Here is a 15,049-nt window from a genome sequence, read left to right as displayed (position 1 = left end):
CGTCGACTGATGGGGTCTCGCTGACGTCAAGTGAGGCGGGGATAGGTCATGAGGTCCACCCAATTCTCGGCTATGGCCCTCTTAGCTAAGCCACTGGCGTAGAGGCTGATTCCGGCGTACGGGTCGAGAAACTTACCGGTCGTCGGATCGTAGGTCGTCACGGCGGCGCCCGCCTGTGGTTGGGTTGCTCCCGCCGATCCGGCTTCAGCCGGTAACGGGTCGTTGCTGGGAGCAGGCGGCGCTGTGGGGTTTGGAGCTACAGGAGCGGGTGGCGCCGACGGCCGGACGTATGGCGGGATCACCTGGTCGGGCGGCGGCTGAAATGGTAGAGGCGGTGGAGGTGGTCCGGGGGTCACCGGCGGGACCTGCGTCGGATACGGCGCGGTCAGTGCCGGCCCCGGGCCGGGCGGCACACCTGGCGGAAGCTGCACGGCAGGTGGCCCGGGATCGTAGTCCGCTTGCGGCGGGATGTACGGATACTTGTTCTGCGGCAGAGTCATTCGCGGATCGGTCACCGGTGTTCCCACCGGCACCGGCGGTCCACGCCATGGGTTGCTTCCGACCGGCAAATACCCCCGCGGATCGCGGCAGAGCTGCACCGTCGGCGCCCGTTTGCCGGGGAATTCCTGGCAGGGATAGTTGCGTGCGCCGCGAACGACTGTCGGATCGTTGTGCGGGACCTTGCAGTACATGTCTTTGGGGACGTCGCGAAGCGTGGTGTCGGCGGGTGAGCGTATTTCGGCCGGAGGCACGAACCCGGTGATACACGGCGGCGGATCACCGAAATTCAGCTTGAAGTCCGCCTTGGCGCCTTCGTCCGCCGGGTACTGATTGGCGATCGTGATGACTGCCGCGGCAAGGGCAGGCATGATCACCAGAACCTGTTCGATCGACTTGTGATAGATGACGCCGACACGGCCGGCGTTGGCGAGGTTCGCGGCCAGCACCGGAAACGTGGGACGGATACCTTCGAAGAGGGCAGTTGCTTCGTCGGTGGCGCCGGGAGCCGACTGCAGAACGGCGCGTATCTCTGGGTCGGCTTCGCGAAGATGAGTCGTGAGGCGTGCCAAGCCATCTGCCACCGATCTGATGTTCTGCCCGGACGCACGTTGGGCGTCGAGCAGCGGTTGAGATTGTTCGAGGAGCTCAATTGTCTCACTGGACGTGTTGTCGGCTTCTTCGATCAGCGACCGTGACGATTCGATGAGCCGCGCGAGCTCCGGACCCGACCCGTCGAAAGCTGTGAATGCCTCCCTCAATACGTCCCGCAACCGGCTTCGATCAAGCGAATCGACCAGGCTTTGCGCCTCGCGCAGCAGGCCGGCGATGTCGCCGCTGATGTGCGTGCGGTCGCGGTCGATGTGCCCATCGTCACCCAGGAAATCCGTCGACGCATTCGGCGGCGGCACCAGATCGACGTACAGCTCGCCGATGGCCGAGACACTCTTGACGTAGGCGTCGACGTCGTCGGGAACCTTCATGGCGTCGTCGATCCGCATCTCGACCAGGACATCGTTGTCGTGGGTCAGCGAGACCGATGTGACCTTGCCGATGGTCGTCCCGCGGTAGGCGACGTTCGCATTCGTATACAGACCGCCACTGGCCACGAAATTGGCCGTCACGGTGTAGGTTCCGAGGCCGAAAGCCTTCGGCAACTGCACGTAGAACACCGCGATCACGAACACACTGACGAGCGCGACCAGAGAGAAGATGGTCAGTTGCAGGCGGACGAGGGGAGTGAGCATCAGGGTTGGCCTGCAGACTGGGGATCGGGTGGATTGAGGGGCGGGATCTTGAACGGATCGGCAGCCTGCCCGGACAACGACGATGTCGCTCCGACGAGGTAATCGGGGACGGAGACGACTTCAGAAAGACGTTTCATGTTGGGATCGAGAGTGCTTGTCGTGAAGAAATTCTCACCCATCCGCCGCACCGTGAGGTCAAACGTGGCGAAGACGTTGAGGAAGTCGCCCCTGACTGCCCGCGGCAGTCCCTCGTTGAGCGGTATCGGAAACGCAGGCAGGATCGGCAACGCGTCGACGAGCGTTTCGGCGTTGTCGCTGAGAGCCTTGACCAAGGCATAAGCGTGGACGAGATCAGCGGCGAAGTCCGCTTTCGTCTGGGCCAAGAGGGGGGCGGAGACGTCAGCGAGCCGCTTCAGAGCCGCAAAGGCATCAACGATGCGGTGGCCGTTGTCGTTGAGTACGCGCGCGGCCGACGGGAGCGTCGCCAGTGCGCGCTCGATCCTGTCCCTACCAGCGGCGAGTCGACCTGCTAGGCGATCGACCTTCTCCATCGCCGTTGCGATGTCGCGTGCCTGAGCATTCAAACCTGCGGCCAATTCGGCGAGTCTGGGCAGGAACGCGGCGAACCGACCGGCGCGCCCGGCAATGGCAGCGTACGTCTCATCCGTAATATCCTGCAGCACACCGAGGTTACCGTTGTTGACGACGATGGCCAGGGACGACAGCACATCCTCGGTGCTCGGATAATTGCCGGTGTTTTCAATGCCGATCCGGGAATTCGGGCCCAGGGAGCCGATGGGTCGTTCGGCGACGGGTTCGGCCAGTTCCAAATGCCGCGAACCCAGCAGAGATGTTTGACCGACGGTCGCAGTGGCGTTGGCGGGCAGATGCACCGAGCCGTCGAGGGACAGCTGCACCAGCGCATAGAACGTGCCGTCGTCACGCTGCACGGGCTTGATACCTGACACACTGCCGACGGTCACGTCGTCCACCTTGACGGGGGAATTCTGTGGCAGCGACGAAATATCGGGTAGCTCGACCGATACGGTGAACGAACCGTCGCCATGGCCCGCGGTGCCGGGCATGTTCAATGAGTTCAACCCATTGAATTGGCATGCCGAGACCACCACCGCGAGTGACCCGATCGCCGTCGCTCGCCGCGCCCATCTGTGGAGGTGTCGGTTGGTCATCTGCCGGCTCCCGCCTGTCCGTCGGGCTGGTGGGGCGCGGTTGGTGCGTCCGGCACCATGAGCGAACTCAGATCGGCGTCGGGCGGTATCGAGGGTGGAGTCACCCCGGGCAGCGGGTGCCATTGCAGTTGTGCAATCGGCGTCTGCGCTTTGGCTTCCGTCTGCGGTGTGTCATAGATGATCTGCCCCTTGTACGCCGTGATGCTGGTTATCGGGCGAAACAGGAACGGCGGATAGTTCATCTGGAGCCGCTTGACCACCGGCGCCATCCGCTGACGGCAGATCTCCGCGCGCTTGTAATTCTCTGGTGTCTCGGCGGTCTCGAACATTCCCGCGCACATCAGTTGTACCGGGTTTCCGAAATTGGGCAACGTCACGATTCCCGCCAACGACGCCTGGGCCGGATTGTAGATGTTGTAGAAGTTGGCCAGCGCCGTCGGCGCCAGGTGCAGAACTTGTTCGATATCGTCGCTGCGTTCGTTCAGCAGGCTGGTGAAGTCGGCGAGTCGGTCGATCTGGCCGATCAATGCGTCGTTGTTGTCACTGAGCAGGCCCCGGACGTCGGAGAGTGCATTGTTCAGAGAGGCCAGCGCCTGATCGATGTCGAGGGAACTGTCCGCGAGCACTTGAGACACCGACGCGACGTGAGATGTGAACGCCACGATCTGTTCGTTGCTCTCCGCCAGGGCGTTCACCACGATGTGCAGGTTCTTCACGGTGTCGAAGATGTCGGCACGCGAATCGCCGAGACGCCCTGCCACTTGCGATAGTTCACGGACTGCACTTCTGAATGACTCACCGGAACCGTCGAAAGTGTCTGCGGCTTGGTTGATCAACTCGCTCAGTGGCCCCTGCGCCGAGCCTGGTCTGGGTCCAAGCTGCGCGGACAACTTGGTCAGTTCGTCTTTGACCTGATCCCATTCGATCGGTACCGCGGTCCGATCGAGCCCAACGACTGCGTTGTCGGACAGCGTCGGGCCGCCGTCGTAGATCGGCGCGAATTCCACGAACCGAGCGGAGACCAGATTCGGCGAAACAATCAGTGCGGTGGCATCGGCCGGAATGGGGACTCCCGCCTCGACACTCATCGCCACCCTGGTGTGCTCTGGGCCTGGTTCGATTCCGGTGATCCGACCGATGGTGACTCCGGCAACCTTCACTTCGTCGCCGACGTACAGTCCCACCGCCGAGGAGAACAAACCCGTGATGCTCCGCTGCTGCGCGCGCGGCCATACTGTGTACACCCCTGCGATGAGTGTCACGGTCAGCACTGCGGCGAGCACAGCCCGGGGCCATCGTCGGGGGTGGGCGAGTCCGAGCGCAGTCATGGCGTTTTCGGCCTGATCACGAGTCGCTCCCGAATGAATCCGCGGAGCATGTCGGCCAGACTGTCGGGCAGCTTGCCCGGCTGGAAGTAGGTGTCCAACAGCACGCCGGCGACGGCAGGAGTCGGCACACCCCAGACGTTGACGGAAAAGCCCGGGCCGGACCCCACAACTTCACCCAGTGTCGTGGAGAAGGCAGGAAGCCGCTTGAGCGCCTCGTCGAGATGGGCGCGGCGGGAGTTCAGATTTTCGAGCACGAGGTTGAGCTTGGCCAGCGCGGGACCGAATTCACGACGGTTGTCGGCGACGAACCCCGATATTTGCCGCGACACATCGCCGATTCCCGCGACGAGTGAGGCGAGCGCGGTGCGCTGTGCACTCAGCTCGGCGAACAGCGCGTTACCGTCGGTGATCAGCTGATTCAGTTGACGGGAACGAGTGGCCAGGATGGCCGACAGCGACTTCGCGTGAGCCAGTAAATCGGCGAGATCCTCGTCGCGGGCGTTGATGCTGCGGGAAAGCGCGGCCACGCCGTCGAGTGCGCTACGCAGTTGGGGGGTGGCGTCGCGCATCGTGGCGGTCAGAGTTTGCAGCGCGGTTTCGAAGGTGTCGGTGTCCAACTCGGCTGCGGAGTTTCCCAGATCCTGTAACGCGTCGGGCAAGGTGTACGGGGTTGTCGTGCGTCCGAGCGGCACGGTGTCGACCGACCCTGCACCACCCGGGGTGACCGCCAGGATCCGTTGGCCGAGAACGGTGTCGGTCTTGATCGCCACCAGCGTCTGGTCGCCGAGACGCAGATCGCGGTCGACGGTGAAAAGCACCTTTGCGGCGCGGGCGCTCACGTCGAGGTCGACGGAGCTCACTTTGCCGACGTTGTAACCGTAGATCTGCACATCGCTGCCACTGGTGACTCCGGCGGCGTTGGCGAAGTAAGCGGTGTAGACCTTTCCCTGCGGCATGAAGGGCAGTGTTGAGTAACCGAATGAAACGAGCACCAGCAGGATGACGAGAATGATTCCGAAAATGCCTGTGCGTAGGGGGTTTCGGCGACCCCGCTCCTCAACCGTCATCGGAGCACCGTCCCTTTGACGAATCCGTCGGCCCGAGTAGCGGAATCAAGATGTCGCTCCCCGCGGGACCGTTTATCTTGAGTTTCACCGCGCAGAAGAAGATGTTGAAGAAGGCGCCGTATTGACCGAGCGCGCTGAGTCGCAGGTAGTTTTCGGCGAGGGGTTCGATCACGGCGTTGACCTCGTCCTTCCGGTCATCGAGAACGGTCGCCAGGGGGCGCGCATTTTCGATCACCCCCTGCAGAGGACGCCGCGACGAGGTCAACAGATCGGTGAGGTCGGCCTGCGCGGAGGCGAGCGGCTGGATCGCCCCCGCAATCGGGCCGCGACCCTCCGATAGGGTTGTGGTCAGTTGCTGCAGTTGATCGATACTCGTGTCCAGCTGTGCCCCTTTGTCATCGATCGACGTGAGTACGGTGTTGAGATTGTCGATGACTTCGCCGATCAACTGGTCGCGTCCCGCCAGTGTTCGGGTGAAGGAGTCGGTATCGGACAGGACTTTGGCCAGGGTGCCGCCGTTGCCTTGGAGTAGTTCGATGATCGCGTTGCTGACCTCGTTGACCTTGTTCGCGTCGAGGCCTTTGAGGACCGGGCGCAAACCCCCAAGCAGAGCGTCGAGGTCCACTGCCGGCACGGTGTTCGAGCGCGGAATGGTATCGCCGGGTGTCAGCGGCCGCAGTTCCCCTGAGCCAGTGGTGATTTCGAGGTAGCGGTTGCCGACCAGGTCTTCGTATCGAATCGCGGCACGGGTCGAGCTGTATATCCGGTATGTCTTGTCGATCGCGAATTCGACGTCGACATGGTCGCCGTTGATGGCGATGTCGGTGACGGACCCGACGGGGATGCCTGCGACACGTACGTCTTGGCCGGGCTTCAGGCGTGATACCGAGTCGAACTCCGCACGATAGGACACTGTCGAGCCCAGCCGGAACTTTCCGAAGGTCATGACGAGAAGGCCGAGGACGAGCAGCATCACAACGGTGAAGGCTGCAACCTTCATGCCGAGTCGGTCCCTCGGCATCAGTAATCGTCTCGCTCGGCATAGGCGCCGTTGAACAGAAACTGGAACGTCGTCAACGGATCGAATTGCAGCTCGGTGTTGGGCTGGTAGGGAATGTAGGCGTTGTCCGTCACCAGGAACTGCGGCCGAAACCACGATCCGTTCTTCATCTTTCCGGGCAGATTCGGCAACCCCCGACAATTGGGGCCGCCGGACGCGTTGACGATGGGCAGGCTCTCGGGGTAGGTGTACGGCGCGACGCCGGGTATGAAGAAGGCGTTCATGAAGACCCCGGGCACAGTGCCGCCCCAAGCGGGAGCGAATTCCTTGAGCGTGGTCGCCAAACCGTCGAGCAGGCAACCCAATTGAGGGGAGTAGTCGCCCAGGACCTTCAATGGGGCCCGCAACCGCTGAACCGCGGCGATCAAGTCGCTCTGCGAGGGCTCGAGCACGTCCGATGCGGTGTTCCCCAGCCCGACCGCCGCCATCAACGTCGTAGCCAGGTTCTCCTGCTGGTCGACAATGGTGTTGCTGATCGATTCGGTGTTGTCGAACAAGGTCAGTAGGTCCGGCGTCGCTTCTGCGTAGATATCGGCGACTTCGCCGACCTTTTGAACACCCGACTGGAGGGTGGGCAGGTGCGGGTTGAACGTTCCCATGTAGTCGGTGAACGTCGAGATCGTGGTCCCGATGTCCCTCCCGTTTCCGCGCAACCCTTCGCCGATTGCGGTCATGGTGGCGTTCAGCTCCACCGGATCGATCTTCTTCAGAGTGTTGACAAGCGTTTCGAAGAGCGTGTTGGCTTCGACGGCGACCTCGGCGGCGTGCAGGTGTGAGTTGGCCGCGAGTGCGCTCTTGTCGGGAATCGTCGGGCTGAGGAAGTCAACGGATTTCGCGCCGAACACGGTGTTGCTGGCGATACGGACGGTGACGTTGGAAGGGATGTAGTCCATCTGATCGCGGCGGATCTCCAATGTCAGTTCCGCCTGTGCGCCGTCGTATTCGATCGAGGACACTTTGCCGACTTCGACTCCCAGGTACTTGACCTTGGCATCGCGGTCCATCACGAGACCGGCCCGCGCCGAGGTCACTGTGACGGTGTCGACGGCAATGAACGCCCCCGAGTACGCAAGGTAAGTCAGCGATGAGATCACTGCGAACACCGCGGCCATGATGAGCGCCGCTATCCGCAGCGCTCTCTTGCGGTGGATCTTGATCAACGCCCTGCATCCTGCGCGGGATTCGGCGGGAGTTGAACTGTGATCATCGGACTGCCAGTTCCAGACGTTCCAATCTGCGGACCAGGATGCTGGTCAGCCAGTCACCCACGTCGACAGCCTCGATCCATTCGGTCCGTTCGAGCAGCATGCGCAGGACGATCCGCGCCTCGAGCCGGGCAAGCGCTGCGCCTACGCAGAAATGAGCACCCTTGCCGAACGTGACGTGGCCCTTGCCGCTGCCGCGGTCGAGCCGGAACTCGTGCGGTGAATCGAATTGTGCGGCATCGCGATTGGCGGCGCCCCACAACAGCAGCAGATGTGAGTTGGCGGGGAGGTCGACCCCGCCCAGCGTGGTGTTGTGCAGAACGTGGCGGTAGTGGCCACGGAATGGAGGCTCGTATCGCAGCGTCTCCTCGATGAAGGGCACGAGGAGGTCACGATCTTCGCGGACCTGTTTCTGTATGTCGGGTTGGCTGACGAGAATCCATGCGGCGCTGCCGAGCAGCGAGGCCGTGGATTCCCCGGCGGCGCTGAAGAGCGTGAGCATGATGCTCAACGCGACGGGCTGTTCCACCTCGCCGGAGGCGCAACGTGCAGCGAGATCGCTGATCAGTCCCGGTTGTGGATCCCTGCCCGCCGCTTCGAAGTGTTCCAGCACATAGCCGCCCAGTTCCATTGCCGCCAGACCGGCGGCTTCGAGTTGCTCAGGGGTGACGATCCCGTCGAGCAACGTGGTGGTGGCGTATCCCAGCCTGATGAGTTTGTCCACATCGTCGTGGGGCAGGCCGAGCAGTTGAGCGACCACCTTCATCGGGAGCCGGTTGGCGATGGCGCTCATCCATTCGATTCGTCCGTCGTCCACCGACTCCGTCCACAGCTGGTGCGCAGTCTCTTCCGCGAACTCCTCGATCACCTGGACTCGTCTAGCCGACAGGTGCGGCAGCAGAATCTTGCGATGCACGGCGTGTGCGGGATCGTCTGCGGTGGCGAGCGCGTGCGCCGGGTCGCCGAGCGGCATCATCGGGAACGGGTTCACCGCGCCGCTGTGGTCGTAGACCACGGTTGCGGTGAGATTCGAGGAGAAATCCTGCACCCGGTTGGTCGCCTCGACGAGCGCGTCCCAGCCGCAGACCGCGTAGAAATCGGACTCGCCGATGCGGTGCACCGGTGCTTCTGACCGCATCTGCTCGTAGAGCGGATACGGGTCCTGGATGGCGGCATTTCCGAAGAACTGAGCAGGGTCATCCAAGATCGCCACGGTCCTAGCGTTCGTCTTGTGGCCGAGGCCGTCAACGGCGCCGAAGGAAGTTGACATGCTCCCCGTGGCGCGGTCGGGCAAGACCTTCTCACGGACGACCCCTGAACTGCGCATTCCATGAGAGAATCGGCGCTGTCTTTCTCATCCTGAGAGATAGAGCCCTAAGGCTGTCGGCGACAGGAGACGCGTGCGGTGGCTGGTACTGATTGGCTGGTCGGTCGAGATCGAGCCTCCGAAGCGACCAGACGCATACACGCCGCTGCCGCCGATCTGATCGCCCGTCGTGGATGGGAGGCGTTCACCATCGACGCGCTGGCTGCGCAAGTGCACTGCTCGCCTGCCACGATCTACCGGCACGCCGGCGGCAAGACCGCGATCCGCGACGCCGTTGTCGCCATCCACGCGGCCCGCACGGTCGAGACCGTGCGCGAAGCCATCCGCGGCCTCTCCGGTGCGGAGCGGGTGGTGGAGGCGACGGCGTTGGCGTTGGAGCGGGCCCGGTCCGACCCGTTGACCAACGCGCTCCGCTCCGCCCATCCGCCCACCGAAACCGACTGGCTGACGACGTCTGAGGTCATCGCGCAGTTTGCCGCCGAGATGCTTGGACTCGAGGATCCCGACCCCCTTGCGGAGCAGTGGCTGATTCGGGTCTTTTTGGCGCTCTGGAGTTGGCCCATGAAGGATCCCGACGCCGAGTACCGGATGCTGCAGCGATTCCTCGGTCCGCCCTACCGTCAGGACGCCCAGCAGTCCTGACCTGAGAGGTGAGGTACGCGCTGGCGAGTGGTTGCCGCCGAGCGCGGTGCTGCCTACCAATTTGGCCATTTCGACCGGCACCTCCGGCGTGTGGACATAGGCTTTGCGCGTCCAACCCGAGACGACTGCCCCGATCACGGTGTCGCCCAGGGATTTCCGTTTCAGATCGCGTGACCGCGAGGTCGAGCTTGACAGCTATCGGATCGGCGACGTCGGCGCACTAGGGAGGCTTTCAGCGATGTTGACGAAGGCGATGGGTGAGCTGTGACCCAGGAACTCGGACGTCTCGAAGGAAAGTCCACCGTGATCACCGGGGCGGCGTTCGGCATCGGCTGGGCGACGGCGGTGCGCTTCGCGGGCGAGGGAGCCCGGTTGACAGTGACCGACATTCAAAGTGAACCGCTGCTTGCGCTCGCCGACGAACTGCGAGAGACCGGAACGGAAGTCGAGACGGTCGTCGGTGACGTCTCGGTCGCCGACGACGCGAAGCGGATGGTCACGGCTGCCGTCGGCCGCTACGGACGGCTCGACGTGCTTGTCGCCAACGCCGGAATCATCCCGCTCGGCGATGCGCTGGAGGTGTCAGCCGCCGACTGGGACGAGGTCATGGCCATCGACGGGCGCGGGATGTTCTTGACCTGCAAGTTCGCGATCGAGTCGATGTTGACCACCGGGGGCGGCGCCATCGTCTGCCTCTCCTCGATCTCCGGACTGGCAGGGCAGAAGCGGCAGGCGGCGTACGGGCCCGCCAAGTTCATCGCCACCGGCATGACCAAGCATCTGGCGGTCGAGTGGGCCGATCGCGGGATCAGAGTCAATGCCGTTGCGCCCGGGACGATTCGAACCGAGCGAGTCAAGCAGCTTCCGAATGAGCCGGGTGGCTCGGAGTACCTGGCGGCGATCGAGCGCATGCACCCGATCGGCCGTATCGGCGAGCCGGCCGAAGTCGCGAGCGCAATCGCCTTTCTCGCCTCCGACGACGCCTCGTTCATCACCGGTGCCGTGCTACCCGTCGACGGGGGCTACCTAGCGCAATAGTGGTCGACCCCCCGCCCCCGCACATCGATAGAGAAGGGGTTCCGCTCGAGCAAAGGAGATCCGAGGATGAACGTGACACGAACCGGCTCTGGCGGCCCACCCTTGGTCTTCGTGCACGGGCTTGCCTGCGATGCCACGGACTGGCAGGCCCAGGTCGACTGGTTCAAGACAAGGACCACCGTCGTCGTGTGCGAGCTGCCCGGGCACGGCTCAAGCCCGGGCACAGCCAAGGACTGCACCATCGAGGCGTACGGCGCTGCGGTGGCCCGAGCCATGACGGAGTCGTCGATGCCGCCGGCGATCGTCGTGGGCCACAGCATGGGGTGTCGCGTGGCTCTCGAGGCGTACCGGGCACAGCCCGGCGCCGTGGCCGGGCTCGTACTCGTCGACGGCAGCCGGATCGCCGACGGTGACCCTGCAGTCGCCGAGCGGGCCATGTCCGATGAACTCACGGGGGATGGCTACGGGCGATTCATGAAGTGGTTTTTCGAATCGATGTTCGTCCCGTCCAGCGATCCCGTTCTGGCGAACCGGATCGTCGATCGAGGGCTCGGCTTTCCCGCGCCGTTCGGCAGGAAGCTGCTGACAAGCCTGGCCGGTTGGGACGCCGGGGAAGTGGAGAGTGCACTGGACTCTGTGCGGGTTCCGCTGCTGGCGATTCAATGCACCACACTCGACGCGGCACGCGAGCGTGTCTCGCTCGATACGGGACAGACTTCAGCCTGGATTGATCTGGTCCTCGCGCATGTGCCACGGGCCACCGCGGTGGTGTTGCCCGGTGCTGGCCACTTCCCGCAGATCGAACAGGCCGAGGAGATCACCGCGTTGATTGCCGACTTCTACGACGCCATCTGAGTGCCACCGATGCCGAATGTCAGTAAGTGTCTCCGAATCCGTCACCGCGCGGCTCCCTCAACGACAGAAGGCAAGGCCTGGGTGTTGCGTGGGTATGGGTGCTGCGTCGGCTCAGCCACCGGGACGTGCAACCGGTGGGTGTGCGGGTTGCGATCGGTACACCGGGCAGCGTCGGCTGGCGCCCTCTGCACGAGCTGAAGTCCGCCGTCCCGCACCCGGTGGTCCGCGGTGAGCCTCGCTGCAACGCCGAAGATGTCGAACGAGACCACGGATTGGCAGCAAGCAGCGGTGACGACGTTTGCGGGCTGCGCCATCGCTCTAACAGCAGCGCTACCCGAGGCTGATCCCTTCCCCCACCAAATTTGGAATTCATAGAGGCTACCGACAGGGAGATTTCTGGGGCTACGAGCTCTGACCCAGCCGGAGGTCGGAAAGGGTCCAGCGGTGGTCGACGGCCGGGGGTACGCGGTCCGCTGCTTACCGATCGGACAGGAAACCCTTCCCATTCGTGACCGAAGTACAGCCTCGCGGCGATTACGGTACGCCCGCGGAAATTCGAAGATTCTCCTTGAACCCCTTGTTCGGTCGAAGGCCGCAGGAACAACGACAAGGAGCAGAGATGGTCACCCACGAACAAGCACCCACCGCCACGCGACCCTCACTCAAGCGGGTCACCGGCGCAGCCTTGTCGCAGCCGAGGGCGGTCAAGTGCCCGTTCGCGGTACAAGTCCCCGTAGAGTCGGACGGCTCGATCGCCACGGTGAGATCGCCTGCCGACCTGTGGCGCGATCAGCCTGTGATCGACGCGATCGATCGTTGGTCGGCGAGCGACACGTCCGACGGCTTGACCTTGGCGAAGCTCATCTCCGATCATGTTCGTGCCGTTGGGAAACACTTCCTTTCTGTTCCAATCCTGTTGCGGCTGACCGAAATCCGGCGTCAGTATGGCACGTACGATGCTTTTCTCGACGGGTTCCTCTACAGCATGCTCGACAAGTTCGAAGGCCGTTACTACAACCGCACATACCTCGCACTACCGCTGCTGGAGAAGATCATCGCCGATGCGCCGTCGGGTCTCGACCCTGAGCTCATGTCGGCCCTCCTGATGGCAGACGTCGTCAGATTCGAAACCGCGGCCGCGGAAGAACCCAACGGTGACAGTCCGGACCCGTCGACGTCGCGTAAACGCATCACCCACGCTCTGCGCTTCCTGGCGAGCTTCCGGGACACAGTCAGCAATGACGGCGGCCGCGACCCGAGCCCCGCCGAGGTGCTCGAAACCTTGCCGGCCGTTCCCGAAACGCAGGCCGGTAAATGGTTCGATATGACCATTGCGCCGGTGTACGTCGCCCACGACGAGTACTTTTTCATGCGGTCCTTGCAGGCCCACGAAATGGTTTTCACCACGCTGGCCGCGAATCTGCGCGCGGCGACGACGGCGCTTCGCGATGGTCGCTTCGAGGACGCGGTGTCCAGCCTGGAGCACGCGAACAAGGTCTACCCGCGGGCGGCGATGCTCTTCCGACTGGTCGCCACGATGCGCCCGGAGCATTTCCACGCCTTCCGCGAGTTCACGCAGGGTGCCAGTGCGATCCAGTCCGAACAGTACAAGCGCTTCGAAATCGCCTGCGGCGCACCGTCGGCCGAACGCCTTCAGTCAGACGCCTTCACCAACGTGCCCGCGGTGCAGGCCGATGCCGTGGCAGGCCACGACGATTTTTCGCAGGCCTATCTGGATGCCCGTCGCGACGGCGCATTCACGGCTGACGAGTGGAGCGTCCTCGACTCCGCGCTGAACAAGCTCGAGGGCGGACATCAGCGCTGGAAGGCCACCCATCACTCACTTGCCGCGCGGATGCTCGGGGAGGCTCACGGCTCCGGTTACACCGAAGGTGTTCCGTACCTTCGCAAGTGCTTGGACAATCGGCTCTTCTGGCGGCTTGCCGACTACTTGGAAGGCTCGAAGGTCAGTTGAGCCGTGGGTGGCCGGCCGCTCACCTCAAAGGTCCCTCGCGGATCACTCCCCGGACCAAATCCACAGTTGTCGACGCCCAGGGGAATTCCACGACCCACCATGTCGCCCCCGCCGCAATGTAGGGGGCCGGATCCGTCCCAGGCGATAAGGGAACTACGAAATCGAAGTCGTCTCTCGGTTTGAGCGCATTGATATCGGCGACCGCATCGGCCACCTGGTCGGGAGTTTCCAGGAATACCGGAAAATACCCGTCGTGGCGAGCGGCGCGGCGCCGCGGCCGACGGTTGTGGATCAGTCCTGCCACCCATATTGGGATCCGCGGTTGGACCGGTCGCGGTAGGAAGCGCACTCCGTCGACGGTGTAGTGCTTGCCCCGGTGAACGACCTCTTCGCCTGTCCAGGCGCGGGTGATCACCTCGAGGGATTCATCGAGCATGGCGGCGCGCTCACGGTCGTCGATCTCTTCACCGGTCTTGGTGTATTCGACACCGTATGCGTCACTGCCCAGCCCCACACCGAGTGTCAGGCGACCTGAACTGAGGCGGTCAAGAGACGCGGTTTCCTTTGCGACCTTTGCCGGTCGGCGCCGAGCAAGCGGCGTCACCATCGGCCCGAGCCGAATGCGGGAGGTGACGGTCGCCATCGCCGCCAGCGTGATCCACGGGTCTGCGATCGCCGATATCGGTTCGCACCATCGCAGGTGGTCCCAGACGAATACGCCAGTCCAACCCGCTTCTTCGGCCTCGGCGGCCAAGTGCGCCACCGTGAGCGGATCGGCGAGCTCCTCGAACGGGGGCAGGAATAGTCCGGAGCCGACTGTTCTCATCGAGTAAGCGTCCTCCATATCTCGCGGCCTGTCACTCCCCGAGAGCGGACGATGCGAAGCCGTGTAAACGACGACGTGTGTGGTCCGAGTGCGCAACCTGCTGCGTGTCTTCAACGATCGGGATCCCGATCGTCGCAGAGCAGCGATCGCCGACACCTACTCGCCGGATCACGACGGCGCCGGGGTGATGACGGTGAACAGATCGGTGATGCGGTCTTCGTTGACTAGCCCCACGTCGAATCCCGAGACGATGGCGTCTATTCCTCGGTTGTCAGATCAGCGATCAGACGCCGGAGACGCTGCGCTTACTCACTGAGTGGATCGAAACGCGCCTGACGCAGCGCCTCAGTCACCATGCGAACGCGGGCGTTCGCAAACTGAGAACTTTCCGAAATCCGTGCTCCGCTCGCGAGCGATCGTGGTTCACTGACCTCCACGCAAATTCTTGACGGGCGTCAGGGGGCAACGGTGGCTGATCCAAGCGTCGACGATCGGGAGCAAGGCCACGACTCGGAGTTGGCCGTGGACGTCCGTGTCCGCGTCAACCCGGACACGGACGCCGAGGCTCGTGGCGTCATCGTCGAAGATTTCGGTGAAATGACCGCCGTGCCCGTCGATATCGGGTCCAATCACATCGCCGATCCCGCCCGTCGGTGGGCGGTGATGCTCGACGAGGGCACACTGCTGTTCGCCGACTCCGAACAACTCACGCCCGAGTAGGTCTGGCTGACCTCTGACCCCGCCGTCCTCAAGCAGGCGGCGGGGTCAGAGGTCAGCCAGACCTACTCGGG

General features: G+C 63.5%; 13 protein-coding genes. 5 read left to right on the top strand and 8 right to left on the bottom strand.

What is annotated here, in order from left to right:
* Positions 1-26: 26 nt before the first annotated feature.
* Genes AU198_RS14430 through AU198_RS14400 form a run of 7 tightly spaced genes read right to left on the bottom strand, consistent with a single transcriptional unit; the run spans position 27 to position 8,808 of the window.
* Entirely contained in the window at positions 27-1,745 is a 1,719-nt protein-coding gene (locus AU198_RS14430) for an MCE family protein (protein ID WP_064348838.1), read from the bottom strand.
* A complete protein-coding gene (locus AU198_RS14425) occupies positions 1,745-2,935 on the bottom strand; it encodes an MCE family protein (RefSeq protein ID WP_064348837.1) in 1,191 nt (396 codons plus the stop codon). The genes AU198_RS14430 and AU198_RS14425 overlap by 1 nt, the downstream gene beginning before the upstream one ends.
* A complete protein-coding gene (locus tag AU198_RS14420; protein ID WP_064348836.1) occupies positions 2,932-4,263 on the bottom strand; it encodes an MCE family protein in 1,332 nt (443 codons plus the stop codon). Before AU198_RS14420 ends, AU198_RS14425 begins: the two co-directional genes overlap by 4 nt.
* Entirely contained in the window at positions 4,260-5,330 is a 1,071-nt protein-coding gene (locus AU198_RS14415; protein ID WP_064348835.1) for an MCE family protein, read from the bottom strand. The genes AU198_RS14420 and AU198_RS14415 overlap by 4 nt, the downstream gene beginning before the upstream one ends.
* Positions 5,320-6,351: an MCE family protein gene (locus AU198_RS14410; RefSeq protein ID WP_064348834.1), complete on the bottom strand. Its 1,032-nt coding sequence runs from the start codon at positions 6,349-6,351 to the stop codon at positions 5,320-5,322. The genes AU198_RS14415 and AU198_RS14410 overlap by 11 nt, the downstream gene beginning before the upstream one ends.
* Positions 6,351-7,550: an MCE family protein gene (locus AU198_RS14405; RefSeq protein WP_156431611.1), complete on the bottom strand. Its 1,200-nt coding sequence runs from the start codon at positions 7,548-7,550 to the stop codon at positions 6,351-6,353. The genes AU198_RS14410 and AU198_RS14405 overlap by 1 nt, the downstream gene beginning before the upstream one ends.
* 43 nt (positions 7,551-7,593) lie before the next feature.
* Entirely contained in the window at positions 7,594-8,808 is a 1,215-nt protein-coding gene (locus tag AU198_RS14400; RefSeq protein ID WP_064348833.1) for a cytochrome P450, read from the bottom strand.
* A 192-nt stretch (positions 8,809-9,000) separates the two neighbouring features.
* Here AU198_RS14400 and AU198_RS14395 point away from each other — a divergent pair, with 192 nt between their 5' ends.
* From AU198_RS14395 to AU198_RS14375, 4 genes are all read left to right on the top strand, one after another.
* Positions 9,001-9,564 (top strand): TetR/AcrR family transcriptional regulator, encoded by a 564-nt coding sequence (locus AU198_RS14395; RefSeq protein ID WP_064348832.1) that lies wholly within the window; start codon positions 9,001-9,003, stop codon positions 9,562-9,564.
* 264 nt (positions 9,565-9,828) lie between these two features.
* Positions 9,829-10,602 (top strand): SDR family NAD(P)-dependent oxidoreductase, encoded by a 774-nt coding sequence (locus tag AU198_RS14390; RefSeq protein ID WP_064348831.1) that lies wholly within the window; start codon positions 9,829-9,831, stop codon positions 10,600-10,602.
* Between the two features lie 66 nt (positions 10,603-10,668).
* A complete protein-coding gene (locus AU198_RS14385; RefSeq protein WP_064348830.1) occupies positions 10,669-11,457 on the top strand; it encodes an alpha/beta fold hydrolase in 789 nt (262 codons plus the stop codon).
* Between the two features lie 619 nt (positions 11,458-12,076).
* Positions 12,077-13,432 (top strand): tryptophan 2,3-dioxygenase family protein, encoded by a 1,356-nt coding sequence (locus AU198_RS14375; RefSeq protein ID WP_064348828.1) that lies wholly within the window; start codon positions 12,077-12,079, stop codon positions 13,430-13,432.
* Positions 13,433-13,451: 19 nt separating this feature from the next.
* Here AU198_RS14375 and AU198_RS14370 read toward each other — a convergent pair whose 3' ends face one another.
* Complete coding sequence (locus tag AU198_RS14370) at positions 13,452-14,258, bottom strand: LLM class flavin-dependent oxidoreductase (RefSeq protein WP_064348887.1); 807 nt, start codon at positions 14,256-14,258, stop codon at positions 13,452-13,454.
* Positions 14,259-14,726: 468 nt separating this feature from the next.
* Between AU198_RS14370 and AU198_RS14365 the strand changes: the two genes are divergently transcribed.
* Positions 14,727-14,978 carry a hypothetical protein gene (locus AU198_RS14365; protein WP_064348827.1) on the top strand — a complete coding sequence of 84 codons (252 nt, stop codon included), beginning with the start codon at positions 14,727-14,729 and terminating at the stop codon, positions 14,976-14,978.
* Positions 14,979-15,049: the final 71 nt, after the last annotated feature.

Source organism: Mycobacterium sp. GA-1199, assembly GCF_001500045.1.
Lineage (GTDB): Bacteria > Actinomycetota > Actinomycetes > Mycobacteriales > Mycobacteriaceae > Mycobacterium.
Note: the sequence above shows the minus strand (reverse complement) of the source record. Positions and strands in the feature narration are given on the sequence as shown.

Coding starts and splice junctions, on each gene's coding strand:
- AU198_RS14420 (WP_064348836.1), bottom strand. CDS start 4,263: ATGACTGCGCTCGGACTCGCCCACCCCCGACGATGGCCCCGGGCTGTG.
- AU198_RS14415 (WP_064348835.1), bottom strand. CDS start 5,330: ATGACGGTTGAGGAGCGGGGTCGCCGAAACCCCCTACGCACAGGCATT.
- AU198_RS14410 (WP_064348834.1), bottom strand. CDS start 6,351: ATGCCGAGGGACCGACTCGGCATGAAGGTTGCAGCCTTCACCGTTGTG.
- AU198_RS14430 (WP_064348838.1), bottom strand. CDS start 1,745: ATGCTCACTCCCCTCGTCCGCCTGCAACTGACCATCTTCTCTCTGGTC.
- AU198_RS14370 (WP_064348887.1), bottom strand. CDS start 14,258: ATGAGAACAGTCGGCTCCGGACTATTCCTGCCCCCGTTCGAGGAGCTC.
- AU198_RS14375 (WP_064348828.1), top strand. CDS start 12,077: ATGGTCACCCACGAACAAGCACCCACCGCCACGCGACCCTCACTCAAG.
- AU198_RS14425 (WP_064348837.1), bottom strand. CDS start 2,935: ATGACCAACCGACACCTCCACAGATGGGCGCGGCGAGCGACGGCGATC.
- AU198_RS14385 (WP_064348830.1), top strand. CDS start 10,669: ATGAACGTGACACGAACCGGCTCTGGCGGCCCACCCTTGGTCTTCGTG.